The 22637-nt window shown below is 61.2% G+C and carries 20 protein-coding genes; 5 read left to right on the top strand and 15 right to left on the bottom strand.

Annotated elements, in window-relative coordinates; all coding sequences use genetic code 11:
• Window positions 1-3: 3 nt before the first annotated feature.
• The 10 genes from accD to RBR25_RS02515 all read right to left on the bottom strand — a co-directional run bounded on the left by accD (window position 4) and on the right by RBR25_RS02515 (window position 10055).
• Window positions 4-849, bottom strand: a complete 846-nt coding sequence (accD, locus tag RBR25_RS02560) for an acetyl-CoA carboxylase, carboxyltransferase subunit beta (RefSeq protein WP_432817957.1) — start codon at window positions 847-849, stop codon at window positions 4-6.
• Between the two features lie 159 nt (window positions 850-1008).
• Window positions 1009-1689, bottom strand: coding sequence for a uracil-DNA glycosylase (locus RBR25_RS02555; protein ID WP_432817956.1), 681 nt, complete (start codon window positions 1687-1689; stop codon window positions 1009-1011).
• Between the two features lie 16 nt (window positions 1690-1705).
• Window positions 1706-2980 carry a DEAD/DEAH box helicase gene (locus RBR25_RS02550; RefSeq protein WP_432817955.1) on the bottom strand — a complete coding sequence of 425 codons (1275 nt, stop codon included), beginning with the start codon at window positions 2978-2980 and terminating at the stop codon, window positions 1706-1708.
• A gap of 12 nt (window positions 2981-2992) precedes the next feature.
• A complete protein-coding gene (locus tag RBR25_RS02545; RefSeq protein ID WP_432817954.1) occupies window positions 2993-3607 on the bottom strand; it encodes a phosphoribosylanthranilate isomerase in 615 nt (204 codons plus the stop codon).
• A 52-nt stretch (window positions 3608-3659) separates the two neighbouring features.
• Window positions 3660-5012: a TrpB-like pyridoxal phosphate-dependent enzyme gene (locus RBR25_RS02540; RefSeq protein WP_432817953.1), complete on the bottom strand. Its 1353-nt coding sequence runs from the start codon at window positions 5010-5012 to the stop codon at window positions 3660-3662.
• Window positions 5013-5090: 78 nt separating this feature from the next.
• Window positions 5091-5891: an indole-3-glycerol phosphate synthase TrpC gene (trpC, locus tag RBR25_RS02535; RefSeq protein ID WP_432817952.1), complete on the bottom strand. Its 801-nt coding sequence runs from the start codon at window positions 5889-5891 to the stop codon at window positions 5091-5093.
• A gap of 40 nt (window positions 5892-5931) precedes the next feature.
• Window positions 5932-6981 carry an anthranilate phosphoribosyltransferase gene (gene trpD / locus RBR25_RS02530; protein WP_432817951.1) on the bottom strand — a complete coding sequence of 350 codons (1050 nt, stop codon included), beginning with the start codon at window positions 6979-6981 and terminating at the stop codon, window positions 5932-5934.
• Between the two features lie 23 nt (window positions 6982-7004).
• Complete coding sequence (locus tag RBR25_RS02525) at window positions 7005-7571, bottom strand: anthranilate synthase component II (protein WP_432817950.1); 567 nt, start codon at window positions 7569-7571, stop codon at window positions 7005-7007.
• 1 nt (window position 7572) lies between these two features.
• Complete coding sequence (trpE, locus tag RBR25_RS02520) at window positions 7573-9054, bottom strand: anthranilate synthase component I (protein ID WP_432817949.1); 1482 nt, start codon at window positions 9052-9054, stop codon at window positions 7573-7575.
• Window positions 9055-9200: 146 nt separating this feature from the next.
• Window positions 9201-10055: a hypothetical protein gene (locus RBR25_RS02515; protein WP_432817948.1), complete on the bottom strand. Its 855-nt coding sequence runs from the start codon at window positions 10053-10055 to the stop codon at window positions 9201-9203.
• 198 nt (window positions 10056-10253) lie between these two features.
• Between RBR25_RS02515 and RBR25_RS02510 the strand changes: the two genes are divergently transcribed.
• Window positions 10254-11261 carry a DUF3187 family protein gene (locus RBR25_RS02510; protein ID WP_432817947.1) on the top strand — a complete coding sequence of 336 codons (1008 nt, stop codon included), beginning with the start codon at window positions 10254-10256 and terminating at the stop codon, window positions 11259-11261.
• 119 nt (window positions 11262-11380) lie between these two features.
• Here the strand turns inward: RBR25_RS02510 and RBR25_RS02505 are convergent, their stop codons facing one another.
• The 3 genes from RBR25_RS02505 to RBR25_RS02495 are packed head-to-tail and all read right to left on the bottom strand — an operon-like array spanning window position 11381 to window position 16230.
• The gene (locus RBR25_RS02505; RefSeq protein WP_432817946.1) at window positions 11381-14101 is read right to left on the bottom strand and encodes a hypothetical protein; all 2721 of its coding nucleotides are present in this window, start codon (window positions 14099-14101) and stop codon (window positions 11381-11383) included.
• A 32-nt stretch (window positions 14102-14133) separates the two neighbouring features.
• A complete protein-coding gene (locus RBR25_RS02500) occupies window positions 14134-14985 on the bottom strand; it encodes a cytochrome c3 family protein (protein ID WP_432817945.1) in 852 nt (283 codons plus the stop codon).
• Window positions 14986-15000: 15 nt separating this feature from the next.
• Window positions 15001-16230, bottom strand: a complete 1230-nt coding sequence (locus tag RBR25_RS02495; protein ID WP_432817944.1) for a hypothetical protein — start codon at window positions 16228-16230, stop codon at window positions 15001-15003.
• Between the two features lie 566 nt (window positions 16231-16796).
• Here RBR25_RS02495 and RBR25_RS02490 point away from each other — a divergent pair.
• Window positions 16797-17057, top strand: a complete 261-nt coding sequence (locus RBR25_RS02490) for a cytochrome b5 domain-containing protein (protein ID WP_432817943.1) — start codon at window positions 16797-16799, stop codon at window positions 17055-17057.
• A 38-nt stretch (window positions 17058-17095) separates the two neighbouring features.
• Here the strand turns inward: RBR25_RS02490 and RBR25_RS02485 are convergent, their stop codons facing one another.
• Complete coding sequence (locus RBR25_RS02485; protein WP_432817942.1) at window positions 17096-19135, bottom strand: ATP-dependent helicase; 2040 nt, start codon at window positions 19133-19135, stop codon at window positions 17096-17098.
• 136 nt (window positions 19136-19271) lie between these two features.
• Between RBR25_RS02485 and RBR25_RS02480 the strand changes: the two genes are divergently transcribed.
• Entirely contained in the window at window positions 19272-19400 is a 129-nt protein-coding gene (locus tag RBR25_RS02480) for a hypothetical protein (RefSeq protein ID WP_432817941.1), read from the top strand.
• Between the two features lie 159 nt (window positions 19401-19559).
• Here RBR25_RS02480 and RBR25_RS02475 read toward each other — a convergent pair whose 3' ends face one another.
• Window positions 19560-20477: a TIGR01212 family radical SAM protein gene (locus tag RBR25_RS02475; protein WP_432817940.1), complete on the bottom strand. Its 918-nt coding sequence runs from the start codon at window positions 20475-20477 to the stop codon at window positions 19560-19562.
• 166 nt (window positions 20478-20643) lie between these two features.
• Here RBR25_RS02475 and RBR25_RS02470 point away from each other — a divergent pair, with 166 nt between their 5' ends.
• A complete protein-coding gene (locus RBR25_RS02470; RefSeq protein ID WP_432817939.1) occupies window positions 20644-22287 on the top strand; it encodes an ATP-binding protein in 1644 nt (547 codons plus the stop codon).
• Window positions 22265-22627, top strand: coding sequence for a response regulator (locus RBR25_RS02465; protein WP_432817938.1), 363 nt, complete (start codon window positions 22265-22267; stop codon window positions 22625-22627). The genes RBR25_RS02470 and RBR25_RS02465 overlap by 23 nt, the downstream gene beginning before the upstream one ends.
• Window positions 22628-22637: the final 10 nt, after the last annotated feature.

Genomic DNA, 22637 nt, shown 5'->3' with positions numbered 1-22637 from the left:
GGATCAACTCTTGGTGAAGATCCGCAGAATCTGGGAGAGCCGCTGCTTCATTTCCTGGCGCCGGACGATCATATCGACCATGCCGTGTTCCAGCAGATATTCGGAGCGCTGGAACCCCTCGGGCAAGGTCTGGCGGATGGTCTGTTCGATAACCCGGGGCCCGGCAAAACCAATGAGTGCCTTGGGCTCAGCCATGTTGATGTCGCCAAGCATGGCGAAACTGGCGGTCACGCCACCGGTGGTCGGATCGGTCAGTACCGAGATAAAGGGAATGCCGGCCTTTTTCAGCTTGGCCAAAGCCGCGCTGGTCTTGGCCATCTGCATGAGCGAGAGGATGCTCTCCTGCATGCGCGCCCCCCCGGAAGAGGAGAAGACGAGGACCGGACAACGTTTTTCCAGCCCCAGCTCAATGACCCGGGTGATCTTCTCCCCGACCACCGACCCCATGCTCCCGCCCATGAAGCCGAAGTCAAAGACAGCAACAGCCACCGGCAAACCTTCGATCGTTCCCTTGCCGCAGATCACCGCATCGCCGCTGCTCTTCTTGACGGCGGCGCGAATGCGGTCCTTGTAGCGCTTGGAATCCTTGAAATCGAGGAAGTCCACCGACTCCATGGCAGCGTCCATCTCGGCAAAGGATCCCTGGTCGATAATCAGACTGATCCGTTCCCGGGCGGAAATGCGGAAGTGGTAGTCGCATTTGGGACAGACGTTGAGGTTGCGCTCGACTTCCTTGGTGTAGATGATCTCGTTGCAGTTCTTGCATTTGATCCAGACCCCTTCGGGCATCTGGACATGTTTCGATTCCACTTCGGCGATGGGCGCCTTGGAGCGCTTGAACCAGGACATATGTCTACCTCTTGATTATTGAGTTTCGGCGTGAACTCGGCGGTCGGTCCGGGAGCGGAGTAAAATACCGTTTCCGCGCGTTCGCCCACGGCGAGGCAGGCGTCGGCCGCACCTTATGCCAGAACGAATTTTCTACATTAATCGAAGCCTTGCTCCATTTCAACCGTTTTCTCGGGCGGCAATTTCCCGAACCCGAGTCAGCAGATCGAGAAACATGGCGGCATTGATCCGCCCGGTCTGCACATTGTAGCGGCTGCTATGGTAACTGGCGACCAGGGTCAGGCCATTGGTCAGGGGATAGGCCGCGCCGTGGCCAAAGGGGTAATCAGCGAGCCGGGCCACCAGCCCCTCTTCCTTGAAAAGACGCAGGCAACTGGTGAAGGCGCCCTGGCCGAGGGCCAGCACCACCTTGAGCCGGGGCAAAGCGCCTAGTTCCGCCGCCAGAAAGGGGCGACACTGGGCAAATTCAGCAGGCAGGGGCTTGTTTTCCGGCGGCGCGCATTTGACTGCGTTACTGATGTAGAGATCGGTCAGGTACAGACCGTCGCCGGCATGGGAAACCTCCGGGCAACTGGCGAAACCGGCCCGGTACAGCAGAGGATACATGAAATCTCCGGCACCGTCGCCGGTGAAGGGTCGGCCGGTGCGGTTGGCACCGTGGGCGCCGGGGGCGAGGCCAACCAGAAACACCCGCGCCTGGGGATCGCCGAAGCCGGGTACCGGACGGTTCCAGTAGTCCTGCCGGGTGCGACCGCCTTTCGCCGGCAGCGTCCGCAGATAGTCAACCAGGCGCGGACAGCGGCGACAATTTGCTACCCGTTCGACAAACGCCTCGTCCATCCTCCCCTCGTCCGGTTCAGGCCGACGGCTGGCCATCGGCCCTGGGCTTACCCCGCCGACGCCGGGGCTTCTTCGCCCTTGCGGCGGCGGGCACCGGCTTGGCGTGGGCCGGAGGGGATTTCTTGCGCGGAGCGGAGCGCTTGTAATCCCAGAAGAAATCATCCTCCTCGGGAAACCGGCTGGGAATTTTGCGCCCGATATATTCCTCGATGTCGGGCAGATGGAAGACCAGATCCTCGTCGGCGAAGCTGATCGCCTTGCCGATCGCCCCGGCCCGAGCGGTACGGCCGATGCGATGGACGTAGTCCTCGGCATCCTGGGGCAGGTCGTAGTTGATGACGTGGCTCACGGCATCGATATGAATCCCCCGGGAGGCGACGTCGGTGGCAACCAGGAAGGTCAGCTTGCCCTCCTTGAAATCAGCGAGGATGCGCATCCGCTTATTCTGGGCGATATCCCCGGAAATCACCGCCGCCTTGAGGTCGTTCGCCTTGAGACGCTCGGTGAGGTGCTCGGCCTCTTTCTTGGTGTTGACAAAGATCAGCACCCGCTCGGCCTCCGCTTCCTTCCTGAGCAGACCGAGGAGCAGAGGGAATTTTTCCCGGCGGGCGGCATGATAGAGGATCTGTTCGACCCGTTCGGCGGTGACCTGCTCGGGCAGGATCTCGACCTTCTCCGCCAGATCCATGAACTCGTAGGCCAGCTCCGTCACCCGCTGGGACATGGTGGCGGAAAAGAGCATGGTCTGGCGTTTTTCAAAAGGCGGGAGCTTGCGCAGGATGTAACGCAGATCCTTGATGAAACCCATGTCGAACATGCGGTCGGCTTCATCGATGACCAGCGCTTCGATGCGGTCGAAGGTGAAGACCCGCTGTTTGGCGTAATCGATGAGTCGCCCGGGCGTGGCAACGATGATATCAACACCGTCCTTCAAGGCCTGGCGCTGCTTGTCATAGTCCATGCCGCCGAAGATCGCCTGTACCTTAAGGGGGCAGTGCGCCCCAAGTCCTTTGGCATCCTCGACGATCTGGACCACCAGCTCCCGGGTCGGCGCCATGATCAGGGCGCGGGGATTGTTGCTGGTGCGTTTGCCGCTGGCCAGCAGCCGGGTAAAGAGCGAGATGAGAAAAGCGGCGGTCTTGCCGGTGCCGGTCTGGGCCTGGGCCGCCACATCCCGGCCGGTGAGGGCGATGGGAATGGTCTCTTCCTGCACCGGGGTAAGTTCGGTGAAACCGACCTCGGCGACCCCCTTGAGGACCGCTTCGGGCAGATTCAGTTCGGTAAATTTCATGGGTTCCTTTCGTTAAAGAGCGGCGCGTGCATTCCGGATGAATGCCGCGACCCGCGCCGGATCCTTGCACCCCGGGGCACTTTCGACGCCGCTGGAAACGTCGACGCCGTAGGGTCGCACCCGACGGATCGCCTCGCCGACGTTCTCCGGATTGAGTCCGCCGGCGAGAATGACCGAACGCTCGACGGCAAGACGGGCCGCCAGCTCCCAGTCGCCAAGTTTGCCGGTACCGCCGTAACTGTCCGGATGCCAGGCATCGAGCAAGAGCGCCGAAACCGCGTAATCCCCGATGCCGGCCAGGCTCTCCTCCCCCTTGACCCGCAGCGCCTTGAGCACCCGATGGGGGGGGAAGAGACAGGCATCCGGCCCCTCGTCGCCGTGCAGTTGGATGACATCCAGGCCGCAGAAGTCGACAATCTCGCGGACGATTTCCGGTCGCTCGTTGACAAAGAGCCCGACCGTGGTCACGAAAGGAGGCAAGGCGGCGACGATCGCCCGCGCCTGCTCCCGGGTGACGCAACGAGGACTTTTTTCATAGAAAACCAGTCCCAGCGCATCCGCCCCGCAGGCGCAGGCCTGCAGGGCGTCATCGATACGGGTGATACCGCAGATCTTGATCCTGATCATCCGTCACCCCGACAAGGGCGATCCTTGTGATCGCCCCTACGCGTACCTTTGTCTATCCCACCTTCGGCAGATGGGACAAGGATTCCTTGATGGCCTCGGCGGGATATTCGTAATCGGTGAGCTTGCCGGCGAAGTAATCGTCGTAGGCGGTCATGTCGACATGGCCATGCCCGGAAAGGTTGAAAAGGATGGTCTTCTCCTTCCCCTCCTCCTTGGCCTGCAAGGCCTCATCGACGGCGCCGCGAATGGCGTGACTCGACTCGGGAGCGGGGATGATCCCCTCGGTGCGCGAAAAGAGGACCGCCGCTTCGAAACAGCCAAGCTGATGCACCGCCTTGGCCTCAATCACTCCGGTGTTGAGCAACTGGGAAACCAGGGGGGAGGCGCCGTGATAGCGCAGACCACCGGCATGGATGCCCGGCGGCATGAAGTCGTGGCCGAGGGTGTACATCTTTGCCACCGGCGCCATCTTCGCGGTGTCGCCGTAATCAAAGGCATAGACCCCCCGGGTCAGGGTCGGGCAGCTTGCCGGTTCCACCGCCAGCACCCGCACCTGCTTGCCGTTGGCCTTGTCGGCAACGAAGGGGAAGCCGATTCCGGCGAAGTTGGAGCCGCCGCCGTGGCAGCCGATGACCACATCGGGATAATCCCCGGCGATGGCCATCTGCTCCTTGGCCTCAAGACCGATGATCGTCTGATGGAGGCAGACATGGTTGAGCACACTCCCCAGAGCGTAGCGGGTATCCTCGCGAGAGACGGCATCCTCCACCGCCTCGCTGATGGCCAGACCGAGGGAACCGCCGTTCTCCGGGTCCTTGGCGAGCATGGCGCGGCCGGCGTTGGTCTGATCCGACGGCGAGGGGATGACGTTCGCCCCCCAAAGCTGCATCATGCTCTTGCGGTAAGGCTTCTGCGCGAAGGAAACCTTGACCATGTAGACGGTGCACTCCAAGCCGAACATCTGGCAGGCCAGGGCGATGGAACACCCCCACTGCCCGGCGCCGGTTTCGGTGGCGATGCGCTTGGTTCCAGAAATCTTGTTGAAATAGGCCTGCGGCACGGCGCTGTTCGGCTTGTGCGAACCGGCCGGGGAAACCCCTTCATACTTGTAATAGATCTTCGCCGGGGTACCAAGGGCCTTTTCCAACCGGTGCGCACGAAAGAGGGGGGACGGCCGCCAGATCCGGAAGATCTCCCGCACCGGCTCGGGAATCTCGATCCAGCGTTGCTGAGAGACTTCCTGCTCGATGAGGGGCATGGGGAAGATCGGCAGCAGATCCTCCGGCTTGACCGGCTGCATCGTCCCCGGATGGATGACCGGCGCCAGCGGGCCCGGCATATCGGGGATGACATTATACCAGTATTTGGGGATACGGTCTTCCGGCAACAGGATCTTGTTCTGCATCACTCTCTCCTTGAAATGTCGCGGTAGGGGCGAATCTTGTATTCGCCCTGGGCGCCCACAGGGGGCCCCTACATGTCATTAACCCATCAGTTCTTCCAGCTTCGCGCTGATATCGGCTTCACGCATCAGCGCCTCGCCGACAAGAAAAGCCCCGGCGCCGGCCTTGAGCAACCGTTCGACGTCGGCGCGGCCATTGATGCCGCTTTCTGCGACAACGAAACGATCCGCCGGAACCAACGGCCGCAGGCGCTCGGTAACGGCGAGATCGGTGACGAAGGTGCGCAGGCTGCGGTTGTTGATGCCGATCAGTTCACAGTCCGTTTGCAGCGCCAGATCCAGCTCCGCCTCATCGTGCACTTCGAGGAGCACGTCGAGACGCAGTTCCCGGGCGCAGGCGATAAAATCCCGCAACTGGGGCAAATCGAGCATCGCTGCGATGAGCAGCACGGCGTCGGCGCCAAAGGCACGGGCTTCGACAATCTGATAGGAATCGCAGATGAAGTCCTTGCGCAAGAGCGGCAACGAAACCTGTTCGCGGATCAGACCGAGATAGTTCAGATGACCGAGGAAGAACTTTTCATCGGTGAGCACGGAAAGACAGGTGGCCCCGTGCGCTTGGTAGATTTCGGCGATGGCGACGGGATCGAAATCGGAGCGGATCACCCCTTTGGACGGAGAACCCTTCTTCACTTCGGCGATGACCGCCGTCTCTCCCGCCTCATGCATGATCCGCAGGGCGCGGGCAAAACCCCGGGGCTGGTCCTCGACCAGCTCCAGCCGTTGCTGCAGCCGCTCCATGGGAAATTTGGCCTTGGCGGCGGTCACCTCCTCGCGCTTGTGCGCGACGATTTTTTTCAAAATGTCGGGGGTATCGGTCATCGATTTTTCCGTACAAGGGGCGACCCGATGGGTCACCCGATTATTCGTTCGTCAACGCCGCCAAAGCGTCAACCTTGGCCAGCGCCCGCCCTTCGTCAATAGCGGCGCGAGCCATCTCTAAACCGGCGAGGATATCCTCGGCAGCGCCGGCGGCGACCAAGGCGAAAGCGGCGTTGAGCAACACCACGTCCCGGCGGGGGCCAGTTTCCCCCTTAAGCACACTACGCACGATTTCGGCATTACCGACGGCGTTACTCCCTTGCAAGGCGCTCATCGGGCAACGGCTGAGACCGAAGTCCTCCGGTTCAATGGTGAAAACCTTGACCTCGCCATTGCGTATTTCCGCGACCCGGGTCGGTCCGGTCAGGGTGATCTCGTCCATGCCGTCCATGCCGTAGACGACAAAGCCCCGGCGGCAACCAAGCCGGGCCAGCACTTGGGCGAGGGGTTCGACCAGCGTTTCCTGATAGACGCCGAGCACTTGGCAGTCGGCCCCGGCGGGGTTGGTCAGCGGCCCGAGAATGTTGAAGATGGTACGGATGCCGACCTCCTTGCGTGGGCCGATGGCGTACTTCATCGCCCCGTGCAGGGCCGGCGCGAAGAGAAAACCGATGCCGAGTTCGCGGATGCACTCCTCGACCTTCTCCGGGGTCACGTCCAGGTTTACCCCGAGCTTCTCCAACACGTCGGCGCTGCCGCAGAGGGAGGAGACCGAGCGGTTGCCATGCTTGGCCACCTTCACCCCGCAGGCGGCGACCACGAAGGAAACGGTCGTCGAGATGTTGAAGGTGTTGGTGCCGTCGCCGCCGGTGCCGACCACGTCGAGGATCGTCTCCTGGTCGAGGTTGATGTCCTCGCGGTCGATATCGAGGACCTTGCCGACCCGGATCGGCGTGGCCCGGTCGCGCATGACCCGGGCGGCGCCGGTGATCTCGTCCACCGTCTCCCCCTTCATGCGCAGCGCAGTGATGAAGGCGGCAATCTGCGCCGGCGTCGCCTCGCCGCCCATGATCTGATCCATCACGGCGATCATCTCCGCTTCCGTGAGATCCTTGCGCTCCACCACCTTGGCTATCGCGGCTTTGATCATTCCACTCTCCGTGCGGTGATGAATCAGCTCATCTCCAGAAAATTGTTCAGCAGTTTTTTACCCTCCAGGGTCAGAATCGACTCGGGATGGAACTGCACCCCCCAGATCGGCAGTTCGCGGTGCGCCAGCCCCATGATTTCACCTTCCGCCGTCCAGGCCGTCACCCGCAGGCAAGCGGGGAGGGTTTCCCGCTCGACAAGCAGCGAATGGTAGCGGGTGGCGTCAAAGGGATTGGCGAGACCGGCGAAGAGCCCCTGGTTGTCGTGATAAATGGGGCTGGTCTTGCCGTGCATCAGCGAGGCAGCGCGAACGATCTTGCCGCCGAAGGCCTGGCCGATGGACTGGTGGCCTAGACAGACACCGAGAATCGGGATCTTCCCCGCCAGCCGCCGGATGGCCGCGACGGAGATACCCGCCTCCAGGGGCGAGCAGGGGCCGGGGGAGACCACCAGCTGTCGGGGCGCTTTCTTTTCGATTTCGTCGACGGTGATCTTGTCGTTGCGGTACACCTCCACCTCGGCGCCGAGTTCTTGAAAATACTGGACGATGTTGTAGGTGAAGGAGTCGTAGTTGTCGATCATGAGGAGCATGTCAATTCAGCCCCTTTCGCGCCATGGCGATGGCGGACATGGCGCCTTGCGCCTTGTTGACGGTCTCCTGATACTCGGCGGCGGGATCCGAGTCGGCGACGATCCCCGCCCCGGCCTGTAAGTGGATGCGGCCGTCGCGGATGACCAGGGTGCGGATGGCGATTGCCATGTCCATGTTGCCGGAAAAGGAGAAGTAACCGACGGCGCCGCCGTAAACCTCTCGCCGGCAGGGCTCCAGTTCATCGATGATTTCCATGGCCCGAATCTTCGGCGCGCCGGAGAGAGTGCCGGCGGGAAAGGTGGCGCGAAAGACGTCGAAGGCGTCACGCCCTTCGCGCAGGGTGCCGCGCACGTTGGAGACGATGTGCATGACGTGGGAATAACGCTCGATCACCATCAGCTCGCTGACCTCCACCGAGCCGGTGCGGCAAACCCGGCCGAGATCGTTGCGGCCGAGATCAACGAGCATGATGTGCTCGGACCGCTCTTTGGGATCGGCCAGCAGTTCCGCCTCCAGCGCCAGATCCTCTTCGGCGGAAGCGCCGCGGGGCCGGGTGCCGGCGATGGGGCGCACCTCGACCTGTTCCCCCTCCTTGCGCACCAGCACTTCGGGGGAGGCGCCGACCACCAGGGTCTCGCCGAAACGCAGGAAGAACATGTACGGGGAAGGATTGATGGTGCGCAGGGCGCGGTAGATGTCGAAGGGATCGGTCGCGCCCAGGGGACCGGAAAAGCGTTGGGACAGCACCACTTGGATGATGTCGCCGGCGCGGATATATTCTTTGCAGCGCTCCACCGCCGCCATGAATCCCGCGCGTGTGAAGTCCGATGCCATGGCCGGCGGCTCGCTGAAAACCTCGGCGGCGTGACGGGGCAAGGGCGCACGCAACTGCTCAATCAGTTCATCGATCCGCGCCACCCCCTGCCGGTAGGCCTCGGCCGGATCGACGCCGGGAGCCAGATGGATGTTGCACACCACCTTGATCTTCTGGCGCATATTGTCGAAAATCAGCAGCTTTTCCGTGAGCAGAAAGCACGAGTCGAACGCGCCGATGCGGGCGGGGTTGGCGTCGGGCAGCTCCTCGACGAAACGCACCATGTCGTAGCCGAGATAGCCGACGGCGCCGCCGAAGAAGCGGGGCAGGCCGTCAATGGACACCGGCCGGTAGGGGGCGAGAAAGGCCTTGAGCTCGGCCAGGGGATCGGCGCACTCTCCCGCTTGGATGGTGCGGCCGTCCTCCAGCACTTCGTAATGCGTCCCCCGACTGCGGAAGACCCGCCCCGGGCCGCTGCCGAGAAAGGAGTAGCGCGCCCACTTCTCTCCCCCTTCGATACTTTCCAGCAGAAAGGAGGTCTTGCCGTCATCGATCTTCTTGAAGGCGGAAACGGGGGTTTCCATATCGGCCAGAATTTCCCGGTAGATGGGAATCAGGTTCCCCTGCGTGGCCAGGGCGGCGAACTGCTCGGAGGAAGGGAAGTACATCGGGACTCCGGATATCCGCCGTCGGTACTTCCAGCGGGGATAAGTGAGAAAAAAGTGGCGTAATCTACCATGCCCCTTCCCGAACCGTCAAGGATCAAGCCGGGGCCGACGATGGCGGCGGAGAAGAGCGACACCGCCATCATTCATCATTCAAGTTCCCGGCTCTTGCCCCATTCGGAAAAGCCCCAGGACTGGAAACGGGGAACCCAGGGGGAAGGCTCTCCGGCGGCCGGAAGTTCTCCGCGCGGCTTGTCCCAGTCGTCATCCGCCAGGGGTTGATTTGCGACCGACGCCGGCTTCGCAGCGGGAGTAGCCGAAGCCGATGACGCCGGACTCGCGCCGTCGCCCGGGGCAACCGTCGCCGAGGTGGTCAGTGCGGAGGCCGGGAGTGCAGGAGTGGAAACAACCTCCGTAGTCGGCCCCTGGGAAGGGGGGACAGCGGATACGGTTCCGACGGCGCCAGACGGTGTCGACGCGGCCTCTACCCTTTCGGGCTCCAGCATGGCGGGCTTCGCTACGGAACCGGCGTCAAGCGGCTGAGACGTCGTCACCGGCGCCGGAGCGGCGGCTGCCTGGGCCTGTTTCTTCCACACCCCGGCGAAAAGCGCCTTTACCCCCTGACGGGGGTTTTCCGACGGGCCTAGGTAATAGCTCGATTCGGCAACCAGGGCCTGATCCACCGCTTTGTAGAAGCGGGTATGCAAGCTCTTCGGGCGCATGTAGGTCTTGCCGGACTCATCGATATCCAGCGCCTCGACGACGGCGAGCTGCACATCCACCTGCGCCTCGGAAGATTCGGCCGGCAGTACTACCCGATAGCCCATCCCCTCCAGTTCCTCCCGCGCCGTCGCCACCAACTCGGAATAGGCTTCATCCGGCCCCTGCAGCGACACCGTCGAAACCGTGCTCCAGTCGAAGCCGGGACGCACCCGGGCATGCCAGGAGGCGCAACCGCTCAAAACGATTACCAAGGCAACAAGCCAAAATCGACGCATACGCATGGGCAACTCCTTGTTCAGGGGGATAAATCAATCCTTCAGAGATTAACGTGAGCGGGGGCGCCATGCAACGATTAAAGAGCGCTCCGCTCCCGCCCCCTTTTGTTTTGACAGCGCGGGAGGGCTGCGTTAAAACAGGCCTTGGCATTGAACAGGCCGCAAGTTTCATCCCTTTCCACCCCAAACCGAAGGCATCGACTCATGATCCCTCGCCGCATCCTGCCCTGGCTTGCCCTGCCGTGGCTCCTTCTCGCCGGCTCCGCGTGGAGCGCCGATCTTGCCATCAGCCCCTTCCAGACCGGCAACCGCGCCCCCATGACCCAGATTTTCGGCCTGCCGACCCCCGGCCATGCCCTGCTGCTCCCCCCCGGCGAACACGCCGCCGAGCTCGCCCTGGATACGACGCAGAACTACACCCACAACAGCAGCGGCGATGAGAGCGCCTTCTTCGACGGCGAAACCTACCGTTTCAACCTCAACCTGCGCCGGGGCCTGACGCCGCGCTTCGAAGTCGGCCTCGATGTTCCCTACCTGATGCACCGGGGGGGCTTTCTCGACGGCTTCATCGAAGGCTGGCACGACACCTTTACTCTGCCCCAGAACGGCCGCGACAGAGCATCCCGCGACCGCCTCCGTTACAGCTACATCCGCAATGGCAAGCAGGAAGTCCTAGTCGATGATCACGCCCAGGGACTCGGCGACATCCGCCTCAATGCCGCCTGGCAGCTGACCCGCTCCACCGGGGGCGAGCCTTGGGGAGCCGCCCTACACGCCGCCCTTAAACTTCCCACCGGCGACAGCGATGATCTGCTCGGCAGCGGCAGCACCGACCTTTCCCTTTGGCTCTCCGGCAACCGCACCTGGCTGCGAGAAAATTCCGCCGTCGCCCTTTTCGGCAGTTGCGGTTTCATGGGTATGACCGACGGCGACGTCATCGAAGAAAGACAGCGCAATCTGGTCGGATTCGCCATGCTCGGCGGCGGCTGGCGTCCCTGGTCGTGGTTGGTCCTCAAGCTCCAGATCGACGGCCACACCCCCCTCTACGACAGTGACCTCAAGGAACTCGGCGATCCCGCCGCCCTGCTCACCGTCGGCGGCGACCTCGCCCTCGGCAACAAAACCGCCCTGGAGATCGGCGTCAGCGAAGACATCGCCACCGAAACCGCCCCGGACGTCGTCTTCCGCCTCGCCCTGCGCAGCCGCTTCTAGAATCCCCCCTCCCCCCGCCTTCCACTACAGCAGAACAAACAGCGCCTGTCCACGAGACCCTAAAAAACCGGGCCCCTTCTGGGGCCCGGCATTAAAAACCACCTTATCCACTTTGATTGCTAGGGGCGAGTGGTCCCCAGATAGGCTGCGGCTTCGCCTGTGACGTTGATCGTCCCGTCGAGAACCCCGTTATCGAGGAAGTCGATCGAGTCGAAGATCAGGCGTTTGGTGTAAAAGCGGTTATGGGCGTAAGCCCCCGGATCATGCTCAAGCAGGTTGTAGTTGAAGGCCGCCCCCATCACGTCCTTGCCCTTGCCGGGATAAACGCCTTCCCAGTTCTTAAAAGCGGTCGTGGTTCCGGGAACGTAGAAGTAGGGATGAGAAGGTTTGAACTCGATCCCTTTGACCAAAAGGGCCTGATTCAAGGCTTCGAGAGCGGCGTGGAACTCTTCTTTTTCCAGTTCCAGATCTTCCGGGGTCAACGCGTAGTCACCGGCATGACAGCTGACACAGACTTCACTGTTGATGGCGGTAATCACGCCCTCGTCATTTTTGTCGACGACTTCCCAGGTGTGATTGGCGGAGCTGCCCATGTGACAGGCGGCGCAGGGGCCGGCATCGCTCACCGCCGGGTCCGCCGGGTCGGAGATTCCGACAACGTCATGTTTATAGTAGGCCGGATTCGCGTAACTCGGGCCGTCATACTCATAACCACCGGCCGCAAAGACGGTTGCGCCGGCTGCCAGGTAGTGAGAGTTGATAAAACTCAGGCTGGCAAAGTCGCCGGTGCTCAACTTGATGCTGTCCCCGCTTTCGCGGGCGCCGTGGCAACGCACGCAGAGATTGGAAACACCGACATTCGGGAAGGCTTGGGTGGCACCGTTGCTATACGTAGCGGTGAATGCCGGAGCCGCCAGAACGGCACCGGACGCGATGTCGGTATGGCAGCCGGTACAGCGCAACACTTCGCCCGGCAGACCCGCATCTGCCGCTGCGAAGACATTGGCCGTATTGGCCTCGTCACCCAACCGAACCACAAAGCCGGTCGCGGTATGACAACGCTGGCAGGATGCACGGCTTGCGGAACGCCAGTCATAGTGCATCCAGGCTTCACCGAGGACGTCGCCGTGAGCCGACTCGGCGAACTGATCGACAATTAAACCGTTGGTGACAAATCGGCTGCCATCCGGAATAGGGTTGGCGGCATGGCAGTCACCACAGCCGACGTTGTAAACGGTAGTATCGGTTGTATAGTTGGCCTGCACCAGAGCGGCACCTCCATGGTGCTTCTCTTCGATGCTATAGGCAAGGGCGGCGTTGGCCGTTGCCAAAAGATCGACCGTCTCGGCATCAATGGTGAATGTGCCATTGCCGTCAATTACACCGTCAGCCAGGAAGTCGATGGAATCGACGACCAGTTTGAGGGCATAGTTGGCATTGTGGGCATAGGCGCCCGGATCGTGTTCAAGCAGGTTGTAGTTGAAGGCCGCACCCATCACGTCCTTGCCCTTGCCGGGATAAACGCCTTCCCAGTTCTTGAAAGCGGTCGTGGTTCCGGCGACATAGAAATAAGGATAGGCTGTCTTAAACTCGATGCCATTGGCGAGAAGAGCCTGATTCAGGGCTTCGAGAGCCTCGTGGAAGCTTTCCTTCCGCTCTTCCAACCAGGAGGCGCTCATATTGCCATGGCAGGCAGCGCAAGCATTGGTGGAGACAGCGGTAATAACGCCGGCGGCGTCTTTCTGAACCACCTCGAACTTGTGCGGATCGGCGCTGGTCATGTGACAGGTCACGCAGGGACCTTCGTCACCAAATCGGCTCACGTCGCCGTGGCGCCCATGCTTCGCGGGGCTATCCCAACCGGTATAGTCCTGACCTGAAAATTCGTAACCCGCCTCGCCAAAAATCATGCCACCTGCGGCAAGGTAGTGCGAGTTGATAAAGCTCAAATTAGAGAAGTCCCCGGTTGACGCCGCAAGGACACCTCCGACTTCACGGCCGAGATGGCAACCCATACAGATATTGGAATTCCCGGCGTCAGGGTAATTAACCGTTACAGTGGGAGAGCCGGTCGGAGAGCCGGCATAGACTTCAGTAATAGCACCAGGGGTATACAGCGCACCGGTACTTACATTGCTGTGGCAGCCCCAACAATAGAGCAGCTCATTCTGACCTGCTGCAAGATACGAGAAGTCGTTGTTTGCCGCGGAATAGGTTGCCGGACTCAACAGGAAATTGACAGCTCCGGTTGTCGTGTGGCAGCGGGCGCAGGAAGCACGGCTTGGCGAATCCCAGTCATAATGCCCCCAGACCGTTTCCGTATCGGGCGCGTCCGTAGCGATGCGGCCCGCATGGCCGGATTGGGACCACTGCTCGTTGATCCCACCGGCGACGACATCATGAGCATCCCCATGGCAGTCGCGGCAGCCCTCGGACTCGACATCCCGCATGACATAACCTTCGACAACCGTGGCCGTGGCGGGATCGTCTCCGTCATGCCGCGCCAGGGAAGCTTCATCTGCGTGACACACAGCGCATTGACCTTCAAGGCTCGGCGAGGGGTAAGGAATCGGTCCGATCCCCCGATGGGCGCCGCCGTTGCCGTGGCAATTTTCGCAGCCGACGCCTTCCGTATTGTGGATTGAAGTGGTCCAGTCAGCTAAAACGAAAGCCACATTATTACCATGACAAACAATACAGGAATCGCTCCCAACCGCTTGGGGCTGGGTGTCGGTCGGCGTCACCGCGCTTCCTCCTGAACCTCCGCTGCTCCCACAGCCCCACAACGAGGCGGCCGCCAAAGTAGCAACCAACAGGAAAAACCATTTCGAACGCATCATCTACCTCCTTTGGTTGGTGAACAGGTTGTGCGTTAATGACACTTGCGGCAGGTACGGCCATTGCTGGCTTTCTGTAGGGTTCCCTTCATCTTGTCCCAATCCTTGGGATGGGGGTTGAAGCCGACGACCCCGCCTCGGGCGCTGTGGCACTTGAGACAGACGTCGCCCTCGGGATGGCAGGCCTGACAGGTGGCCAGGCTGCGGCGGGCCTCGCGGGCATGGCCGACGGACCAGGAGTGGAAATCAGGAGCGACGGAACTGCCGAGGTGGCATTGGTCGCATTGGGTGCTAGGGCTCATGCCGGCGTGGATCGCTTCTACATCGGGGTTGTCGAAGCCCAGCTCGAAGCTGCGCCGGTGCGAGGGGCTGCCGATGTCGCCGCCGCGCATCTGGAAGCGGTCGTGGCATTCGTTGCAGTAATCCGGCTCGTGGCAGCTGGAGCAGAGGTTCTGATCGGTGCGGGCGGCGATGGGGTGAGTGACGTGGAAATCGCTGCGGTGCACGTTGACCATGTTGTTGGTGAAGGCGCCCTGCTCGTGGGAGAAGCCGGCCTTGTGGCAGTCGAGGCAATCGCTCTGCTCGTGGCAGGCGTTGCAGTCGATGGCGTTGCCCTTGGCTTCGGCGCGGTGGTTGAGCGCCCAGAGCGGCCCGTGGGTCTTGGGCGCGGGCAGGCTGAGACCGCCGACCTCTTCTTGCCCGTGGCATTCGAGACAGACGGCGATTTCGGGGATGATGGAAGGCGCGCCGGCAACGTGGCAGGCCGCGCAATCGCCGCCGTCGACGTACTCCTTGACGTGAGCCTCGTGGTCGAAGCCCGCCGCCCAGGCCAGCAGCGCGCCGGCGGCCAGCAGCGGGATCAGTGCGAATAATATTCTGCGGGTCATAGAGGATGCTCCTTGTCAGAAGAGAAGGTTCAGACGCAGGGTGCCGCGATTGTAGTAATCCCACAGATCGCTATCCACCCGCTCGATCTTGCCTTCCAGGTTGAGCGTATCGGTCAGGCGCCAGGAAATATCAGCCCAGTAGCGGCGACTGGTGGTGTCGTCGCTGTCGGTATCGCTGTCGAAATAGTCGATCTCCCGTTCCAGCACGTCGAGATTCATGCCGAGCCCGGCCTCGAGCGCTTTGGTGAGGCGATAGGCGCCGCGCACCTTGAAGCCCTTGAGATCCTGACCGTCATCGTCGATGCGGTAGACGCCGGTGAGATAGCCGGAGAAGCTGCCGGTGCGCAGTTTCTCGATCCCCGCCTCGAAGACGTCGGCGTCGGAGAAATCTTCATAGATCTCCCGGACGTAACGGCCGAAGAGCTGGATGTCGCGGCGGATATTGTAGGTGACTTCGGCGAGCACCTCTTCGTATTCGGCGACGGCGAAGACCGAATAGATCGAGGTGGAGGAGAAGACCGGCAGACTATAGAGGTATTCGAGGCGGGCAGTCAGGGGGAAGTCGAAGCGGTATTTACCGCCGACCTGGGCATAGCTGAGCCGCTCGGAGAGGATGTCCCACTGCAGTTCGTTGTAGAGCCAGAGCTTGCCGCCCAAGTCGTAACTGGCGTCGAAACCAAGCAGTTCCTGGCCGAGCAGACCTTCGTCCCACTTCTGCAAATAGCTCAGGGAAAGGTCGAGGCTGTCGAAGAAGTTGCCGGAAACCTCGACGCCGGTGACCACGTCCTTGGCGCTGTAACCCTGGTAGTAGCTGACGTCCCCACCGCCGAAGACCTTGATCTGGTAGTCGTCGAGCAGGGTGTAATTGAGGGAAAGACCGTCCATCAGCGAGGCACCGGCGGTGGTGGAAATGAACTGGCGGCCAAGGCGGAAATCGAAGCCCTCGAAGAGGTCTTTCTTTTCGAGATAGGCGTAATAGAGGCGGCTCTTGATGTTCTCCTCGTCGCGCAGATCGTTGCCGAGCCGACCGTAGGCCTTGAAGTTGTAGCCCTTGGCGCCAAGATCCTTCGCATTCAGTTGCAGGTACTGGTACACCGGCAGCGAGGTCTCCTCGTTGGCCGAGTCATACCATTCGAGCACGGTACTTGCCCGACCGGAAACCGAGGCTGCCGCCGCCGGATCGGCCGGCCACAGGGCCAGCGGCACCAGCAGCACGCCCATCAAAAATCCTTGCCAGACTCTCATGCTACCTCCTGTCTACATGATTTCGTGGAAAACTCCGGAAGCGGAACCAGCCTCCCAACCGATCACCGCCGCCGATGCGAACCGGGTTTAAAAAAGAGCGAAAAGAAATATCACTTTTGTACAAAATGCATCCGACGCACCAAAAGTATTTTTATAAGGAATTTTTCATAAACAATATCGGTATATTAGCTTACTATCTAGCAACTTTTCTGGATATTTTAATAATTGGATTGAAATCTAAGCCGCCAGTTTCACGACAAAATTCAGAATCATCAAAAATTTGGTTGGTAAGTTTTTCGCTAAAGTTTCTTCGGCATGCCCGCGAAAAAAATCCCGAGCATTTATCCAAACCCAAAGATAGCCAATCGACAATGTGCGGATGACAAGCAAATGACGGCATAGGTTCAGTTAAAAGACCGAACCGATGACCGGACCCTGAGCTCCAGATGAAAAACCGGCAAGCGTCCGGGCTGGCAATCCGCCGATTCCCGGCTATGCTTTAATACAATGGTCGGTCCGGAGACTTTCATCCGGAGACAGGCAAATCCATTTCAGGAGGTGTATTTATGACCAGGGAAGAGCTGGCGAAATTTGACGGTCGCGAGGGCCGTAAGGCCTATGTGGCGGTAAACGAGAAGGTCTATGACGTGAGTGACAGCCCCTTGTGGCAGGGAGGGGATCACCAGGGGATGCACCAGGCGGGGGCGGATCTGACCGAGGAACTGAAGTCGGCGCCCCATGTGCGGGCGGTGGTGGAACGTTTTCCGGTGGTCGGTCATCTGGAAGAACCGGAACCGCCGAAAAAGAAGAAGTGGGGGATTTTTTGAGAGGAACGAAAAAGGGCGGCCTGCAGACCGCCCTTTTTTCATTCCCCTAGCATCGCCTTCATATTGGCGAAAAAGTTCGAGGCCATCTTTTCCTGTTCGGCCTCGCCGGTGACGGGCGGGGTGTCGCCGGTCTGGCGGTCAAGAAGTTCGGCGGGGATCTCTTCGAGAAAACGGCTCGGCACCCGGGGCAGGGGCTTGCCGTACTTCTTGCGGGCGGCGGCGTTCAAGAGCAGCAGGTGATGCCGGGCGCGGGTGATGCCGACGTAGCAGAGACGCCGCTCCTCCTCGATATCGAAACTTTCCTCGATCGACTTTTTGTGCGGCAGGTATTCCTCTTCCATCCCGACCATGAAGACCACGGGAAATTCCAGCCCCTTGCTCGAATGCAGGCTCATCAGGACGACGGCATCCTGTTGCAGTTTCTTCTCCTTGCCGTCGCGATTGAGCTGGTCCTGATCGAGGAGCGAAACCTTGTCGAGAAATCCGGCCAGGCTCGGCTTCTCTTCCCTCTCCACGTAGGAGGCCATGGCGTTCACCACCTCCTCGACGTTGTCGGCGCGGCGGCGGGCCTTCACCGGATCGTCGGTGCCCCGGTAGATTTCATCCTCCAGCTTGATCTCGGCGAAGAGTTCCCGGGCGGTGTGAGCCAGGTCGCGGCTGCGGGCGAAGGATTTGCGGTAGCGCTCCAGCAGAGCAACGAATCCGGTCACCTCCTCCATCGTCTTATCGCCGAGTTCCGCCACCCCGGTCGGGTCGGCCAACACCTCCCAGAGGGGACGGCTGAGTTCGGCCGAATGGCGGATGAGACGGTCGGCGCTGGTTTCGCCGATGCCCCGCTTGGGATAATTGAGAATCCGCAGCAGGTTGACCTCGTCGCGGGGATTAACGAGCACGCGCAGGTAGGCGATGGCGTCCTTGACCTCCTTGCGGTCGAAGAACTGCTGCCCGCCGATGAGCACATAGGGGATGTTCTCGTAGCGCAGCTGTTCTTCGAAGGCCCGCGACTGGACGTTGGTGCGGTAGAGGATGGCGAAGTCGCGATAGGCGAGGTGGTGCTTGAAGCGCTCGGCGTGGATGCGTTCCATCACCAGCCGCGCCTCGTCCTCCTCGTCCTCGCAGCGCAGATACTCGATGCGCCGCCCGGCATCGCCCGCGCTCCACAGGGCCTTGTCCTTGCGCTTCTTGTTGTTGCGGATAACGGCGTTGGCAGCGGCAAGGATAGTGCCGGTGGAGCGGTAGTTCTGCTCCAGGCGGATGACTTTTGCGCCGGGGAAATCCTTTTCGAAGTCGAGGATATTGCCGAGATCGGCGCCGCGCCAGCCGTAGATCGACTGATCGTCGTCGCCGACCACGCAGAGGTTGCGGTGTTTCCCGGCCAGCAGCTTGAGCAGCAGGTACTGGGCGGCGTTGGTGTCCTGATATTCGTCGACCATCAGGTAACGGAAGCGTTCCTGGTACTTCTCCCGCACCTCGGGGAACTCGTGCAGCAGGCGCACGGCGAGCATGATGAGGTCGTCGAAGTCAACGGCGTTGAAAGCCTTGAGCGCCTTCTGATAACGGGGATAGAGCGCGGCAACAAGGGTGGAGTATTCGTCCCCTAGCCGGGGGACGAAACGCTCCGGCGGCACCAGGCGGTTCTTGGCGTCGGAGATGATCCACAACAGGCGCTCGGCATCAAACTTCTTGCCATCGATCACCAGCTGCTGCATCAGATCGCGCACCAGCCGGGCCTGATCGGCGGTGGCGTAGATGGAAAAATTCTTCTTGTAGCCGAGGCGCTCGATATCCTCTTTGAGCATGCGCACGCAGAGGGCATGGAAGGTGGCGACGACCATCCCCTTGGCTCGCTTGCGGCCGACCTCATCCGTCACCCGCTCCTGCATCTCGCGGGCGGCCTTGTTGGTGAAGGTGACGGCCAGGATGCTCTCCGGGGAAACGCCGCGCTCACCGACCAGATAGGCGATGCGGCTGGTGATAACCCGGGTCTTGCCCGAACCGGCCCCAGCTAAAAGCAAAAGCGGCCCCTGGTCGTGCCGGACCGCTTCCTGCTGCTGGGGGTTGAGCATGGAAAGGTTCATAACGTCCGTGATTGGTGATGGGTGGCGGAAGGGCGCGGCGCACGATAAATACCATGAAAAGAAAAAATCGCGCAAGGCGAGGAATGAATTAATCTTCCCTTGATTTCACTCCGGACCCTGGTGTAAGGTGCGCGCCATGTTCAAAACCGTCGTCATCCTCATCAGCATCGTCTGGGCTTCGCTCCTGCTCATCTCCTGGGGCGGCACCAGCGCGTCATCCCCCGCAGCGAACCCGGTCGGCCTTCAGGACAGCGTCAAGCCCTGAGGCCCGTCCGACTTCGCGCCCGGCCCCGGGTCGCCCGAGGCGCAGGGAAACGTCTAGCCAATCCCCCATTTCCGTCTATTACCCCGTAAGGGCGCGGTTTGCCGCGCCCTTTCCATATCCGTACGCCGTCATCAATCTCGGGCGATCCGGAAAGCGCTCTTACGTCGGCCACCGTGATTTCGCTCCCTGCCGCGTATCGCGCCGCTCCAGCTCGGCGTCGATGGCGTTGAGCACTTCCCATTTGTTCAGCGACCAGAGAGGGGCCAGCAGCAGGTTGCGGGGACCATCGCCGGTGAGGCGGTGGATGAAGGTCTGCGGGTGCAGCCGTTCGAGGAAGTCGACGGCGAGTCCGACGTACTCCTCTTGGCCGAGTATGGTGATTTTCCCCTCTTCGTAGAGCTCACCTAAGGGCGTCCCTTTGAGCACATGCAGCAGGTGGATCTTGATGCCGTCGACGCGCAGCCGCGCCATTTCATCGGCGGTGGCGAGCATCGCCGCGCGATCCTCCCCGGGCAGGCCGAGGATGACGTGGACGCAGACCTTCAAGCCTCGCGCCTTGGCGCCTTCGTAAGCCTTGAGAAAAGCGGCGTAATCGTGCCCCCGCCGAAGAAAGTCGAGGGTCACGTCATGGCGGCTCTGTACGCCGATCTCCAGCCAGAAATCGGTGCGCCGGTGGTAGTCGGCGAGCAGATCGAGGACGTCGTCGGGCAGGCAGTCGGGACGGGTGCCGACGGCAAGGCCGACAATACCGGGCACCGCCAGGGCCTCGTCATAGAGGGCACGCAGACGTTCCCGCGGGGCGAAGGTGTTGGAAAAGGGCTGGAAGTAGGCGATGAAGTGCCGCGCCTTGTATTTGCGGATCATCACCTCCTTGCCCTGCTCAAGTTGCGCAGCCACGCCTAGAGCGCGGTCGATGCCGACCGCGCCGGAGCCACCGGGGTCGCAGAAGATACAGCCCGATCCGGCCCGGCCGAAGGCGCGGTTGGGGCAGGAAAAACCGGCGTCGACGGAGATCTTGTGTACCCGGCCGCCGTAAACTTCCTTGAGGTGTTCGGAAAAAACCCGATAGCGTTTCATGCCAGCACTATGCCACCGGCGCCGCGATCAAGGCAAGAGCCTTCCCTGATTCGGAACCGGGAAATCCCCAATGAGATTTAATCTTCCATTGCATCAGCCACCATTATTGATATAATTCGTCATGATTTTTTGTAATCTTTCTCTTGCCCTCCCGCCAGGAGATCCCGTGCCTTCAGGCTGCTGCTGGAACAAAGAAATCATTTCTCCCGACGAATGCCGCTTTCTGCGACCCGGCGACGAGGAACTGCTCTTCAACCGCAAAAAACGGTTTCTGACGCGTTGCCTGGAGTGCCCCGACTTCCTCGAAGAGTTGCGGCACCTGAACGGCGGCTCAAACGGGCTCCCCGCCTTCTTCTTCTACGCCATCGAAGAAGTGCTGGCCTTGCGTGCCGAGATTCACCGCCTGACCCAGCAGGCCGCGGACCGCACCCGGGAAATCCGTTTTTTGCATGAAGTCAGCCAGATCCTGCAGACCTCAGTTTCCTTGGATGAGGTTCTCTCCATGGCGCTGACCGCCATCACCGCCGGCAAGGGGTTCGGCCTGAACCGGGCGATTCTGCTGCTGGTCGACAAGGATCGTCAGACCCTCAAAGGGCATATCGCCGTCGGCCCCCGCAACCGCGAGGAAGCCGGACGCATCTGGCACGAGATCGAAAGCCACGACTACTCCCTGCAGGATATGGGGCAGATCCTGCGGGAACAGAAGATGGCGGTGGAAAAGGAGAAGTTCCGCGACCTGCTCGCCATGATCTCGGTGCCCATGAGCCACGCCGACCATCTCTTCATCGCCACCCTGAACGAGCAGCGGACGCGGCACATCCGCAATCTCTGGGAAGAGCCGGGGATCGAGTGCCGCCAAGCGGAAGCCCTCGGCGTCGGCGAACTGCTGCTGGTGCCGCTGGTCAGCAAGAATCGCCGCATCGGTCTGCTGCTCGCCGACAACATCATCAACGGCCGGCCGATCACCGCCGAAGACGTGCAGTCGCTGGAGACCTTCGCTCTGCCCGTGGCCTTCGCCATTGAACGCGCCTCCCTCTACGAGCGCCTGCAAGAGGAGCTGGAAAAGATCACCGAGGCCAACAACCGCCTGCGCGAGCAGCAGGAGCTCATCGTGCGCATGGAAAAGATGGCCCTGGTCGGCAAGATCGCCTCGAACATCTCCCACACCATCCGCAACCCGCTGACCATTATCGGGGGATTCGCCCGCAGCCTGCTCAAACACACGCCGCCGGATGACGCCAAACGCTGTCACATCGAATCGATCATCCGCGAATCCCGGCGCCTTGAAGAGGTGCTGCAGGAAGTGCTGAGTTATTCCGAGTCGCTGCACCCGACCCTCGACTGGTGGGACGTCAATCAGCTGATCACCGGGGTCTTCGCCGGCATGCGCGACGACCTGGAGATGAACCGCATCACTTACCGCTTCGATCTCGAACCGAACCTGCCCAAAGCCAAGCTCGATTTCAAGAAAATCGCCTACTGCCTGCGCGCCCTGATCACCAACGCCATCGAGGCGATGCCCAGCGGCGGCGAGATCGTCGCCCGCAGCTCCCTGCACGACGAGCGCATCCATATCGCACTGACCGACAACGGCCCCGGCATGAGCGAGGAGACGATCCGCACCGTGACCGCCCCCTTCTTCTCCACCAAGGATTCGGGGAGCGGCCTAGGGCTGTCGCTATGCAAGCGGATTCTCGACGAACACGGAGCCCTGCTCGACATCGCCAGCGAGCTCGGCCGCGGCACCACCTTTACCATCAAACTCATTATCGCCAGGGAGGACAACCATGGCTCGCTTGCTGATCGTTGATGATGAACGCGATATCCGCCACCTCTACGCCGCCGAACTGGAGGACGAAGGCTACGAGGTGGAAAGTGCCGGCAGCGGCGCCGAAGCGGTGGAAAAGCTCAATCACCAGCACTTCGACCTGGTCGTGCTCGATATCCAGATGAAAGGCGAGAGCGGCTTGCAGCTTTTACAGAAGATCGTCAAGGAGCGCACCGATCTGCCGGTCATCCTCTGTACCGCCTTTTCCTGCTACAAGGAGGATTTCTCCTCCTGGCTGGCCGACGGCTATGTCGTCAAGAGCTCCGATCTGTCCGAACTGAAGGGGGAAATCGCCCGAGTCCTGAAGAAAAAACTATCCTGAAACGGCGGGA

It is taken from the genome of Trichloromonas sp., assembly GCF_034006665.1.
GTDB lineage: Bacteria > Desulfobacterota > Desulfuromonadia > Desulfuromonadales > Trichloromonadaceae > Trichloromonas.
This window is presented reverse-complemented; position numbering and strand designations above follow the sequence as displayed.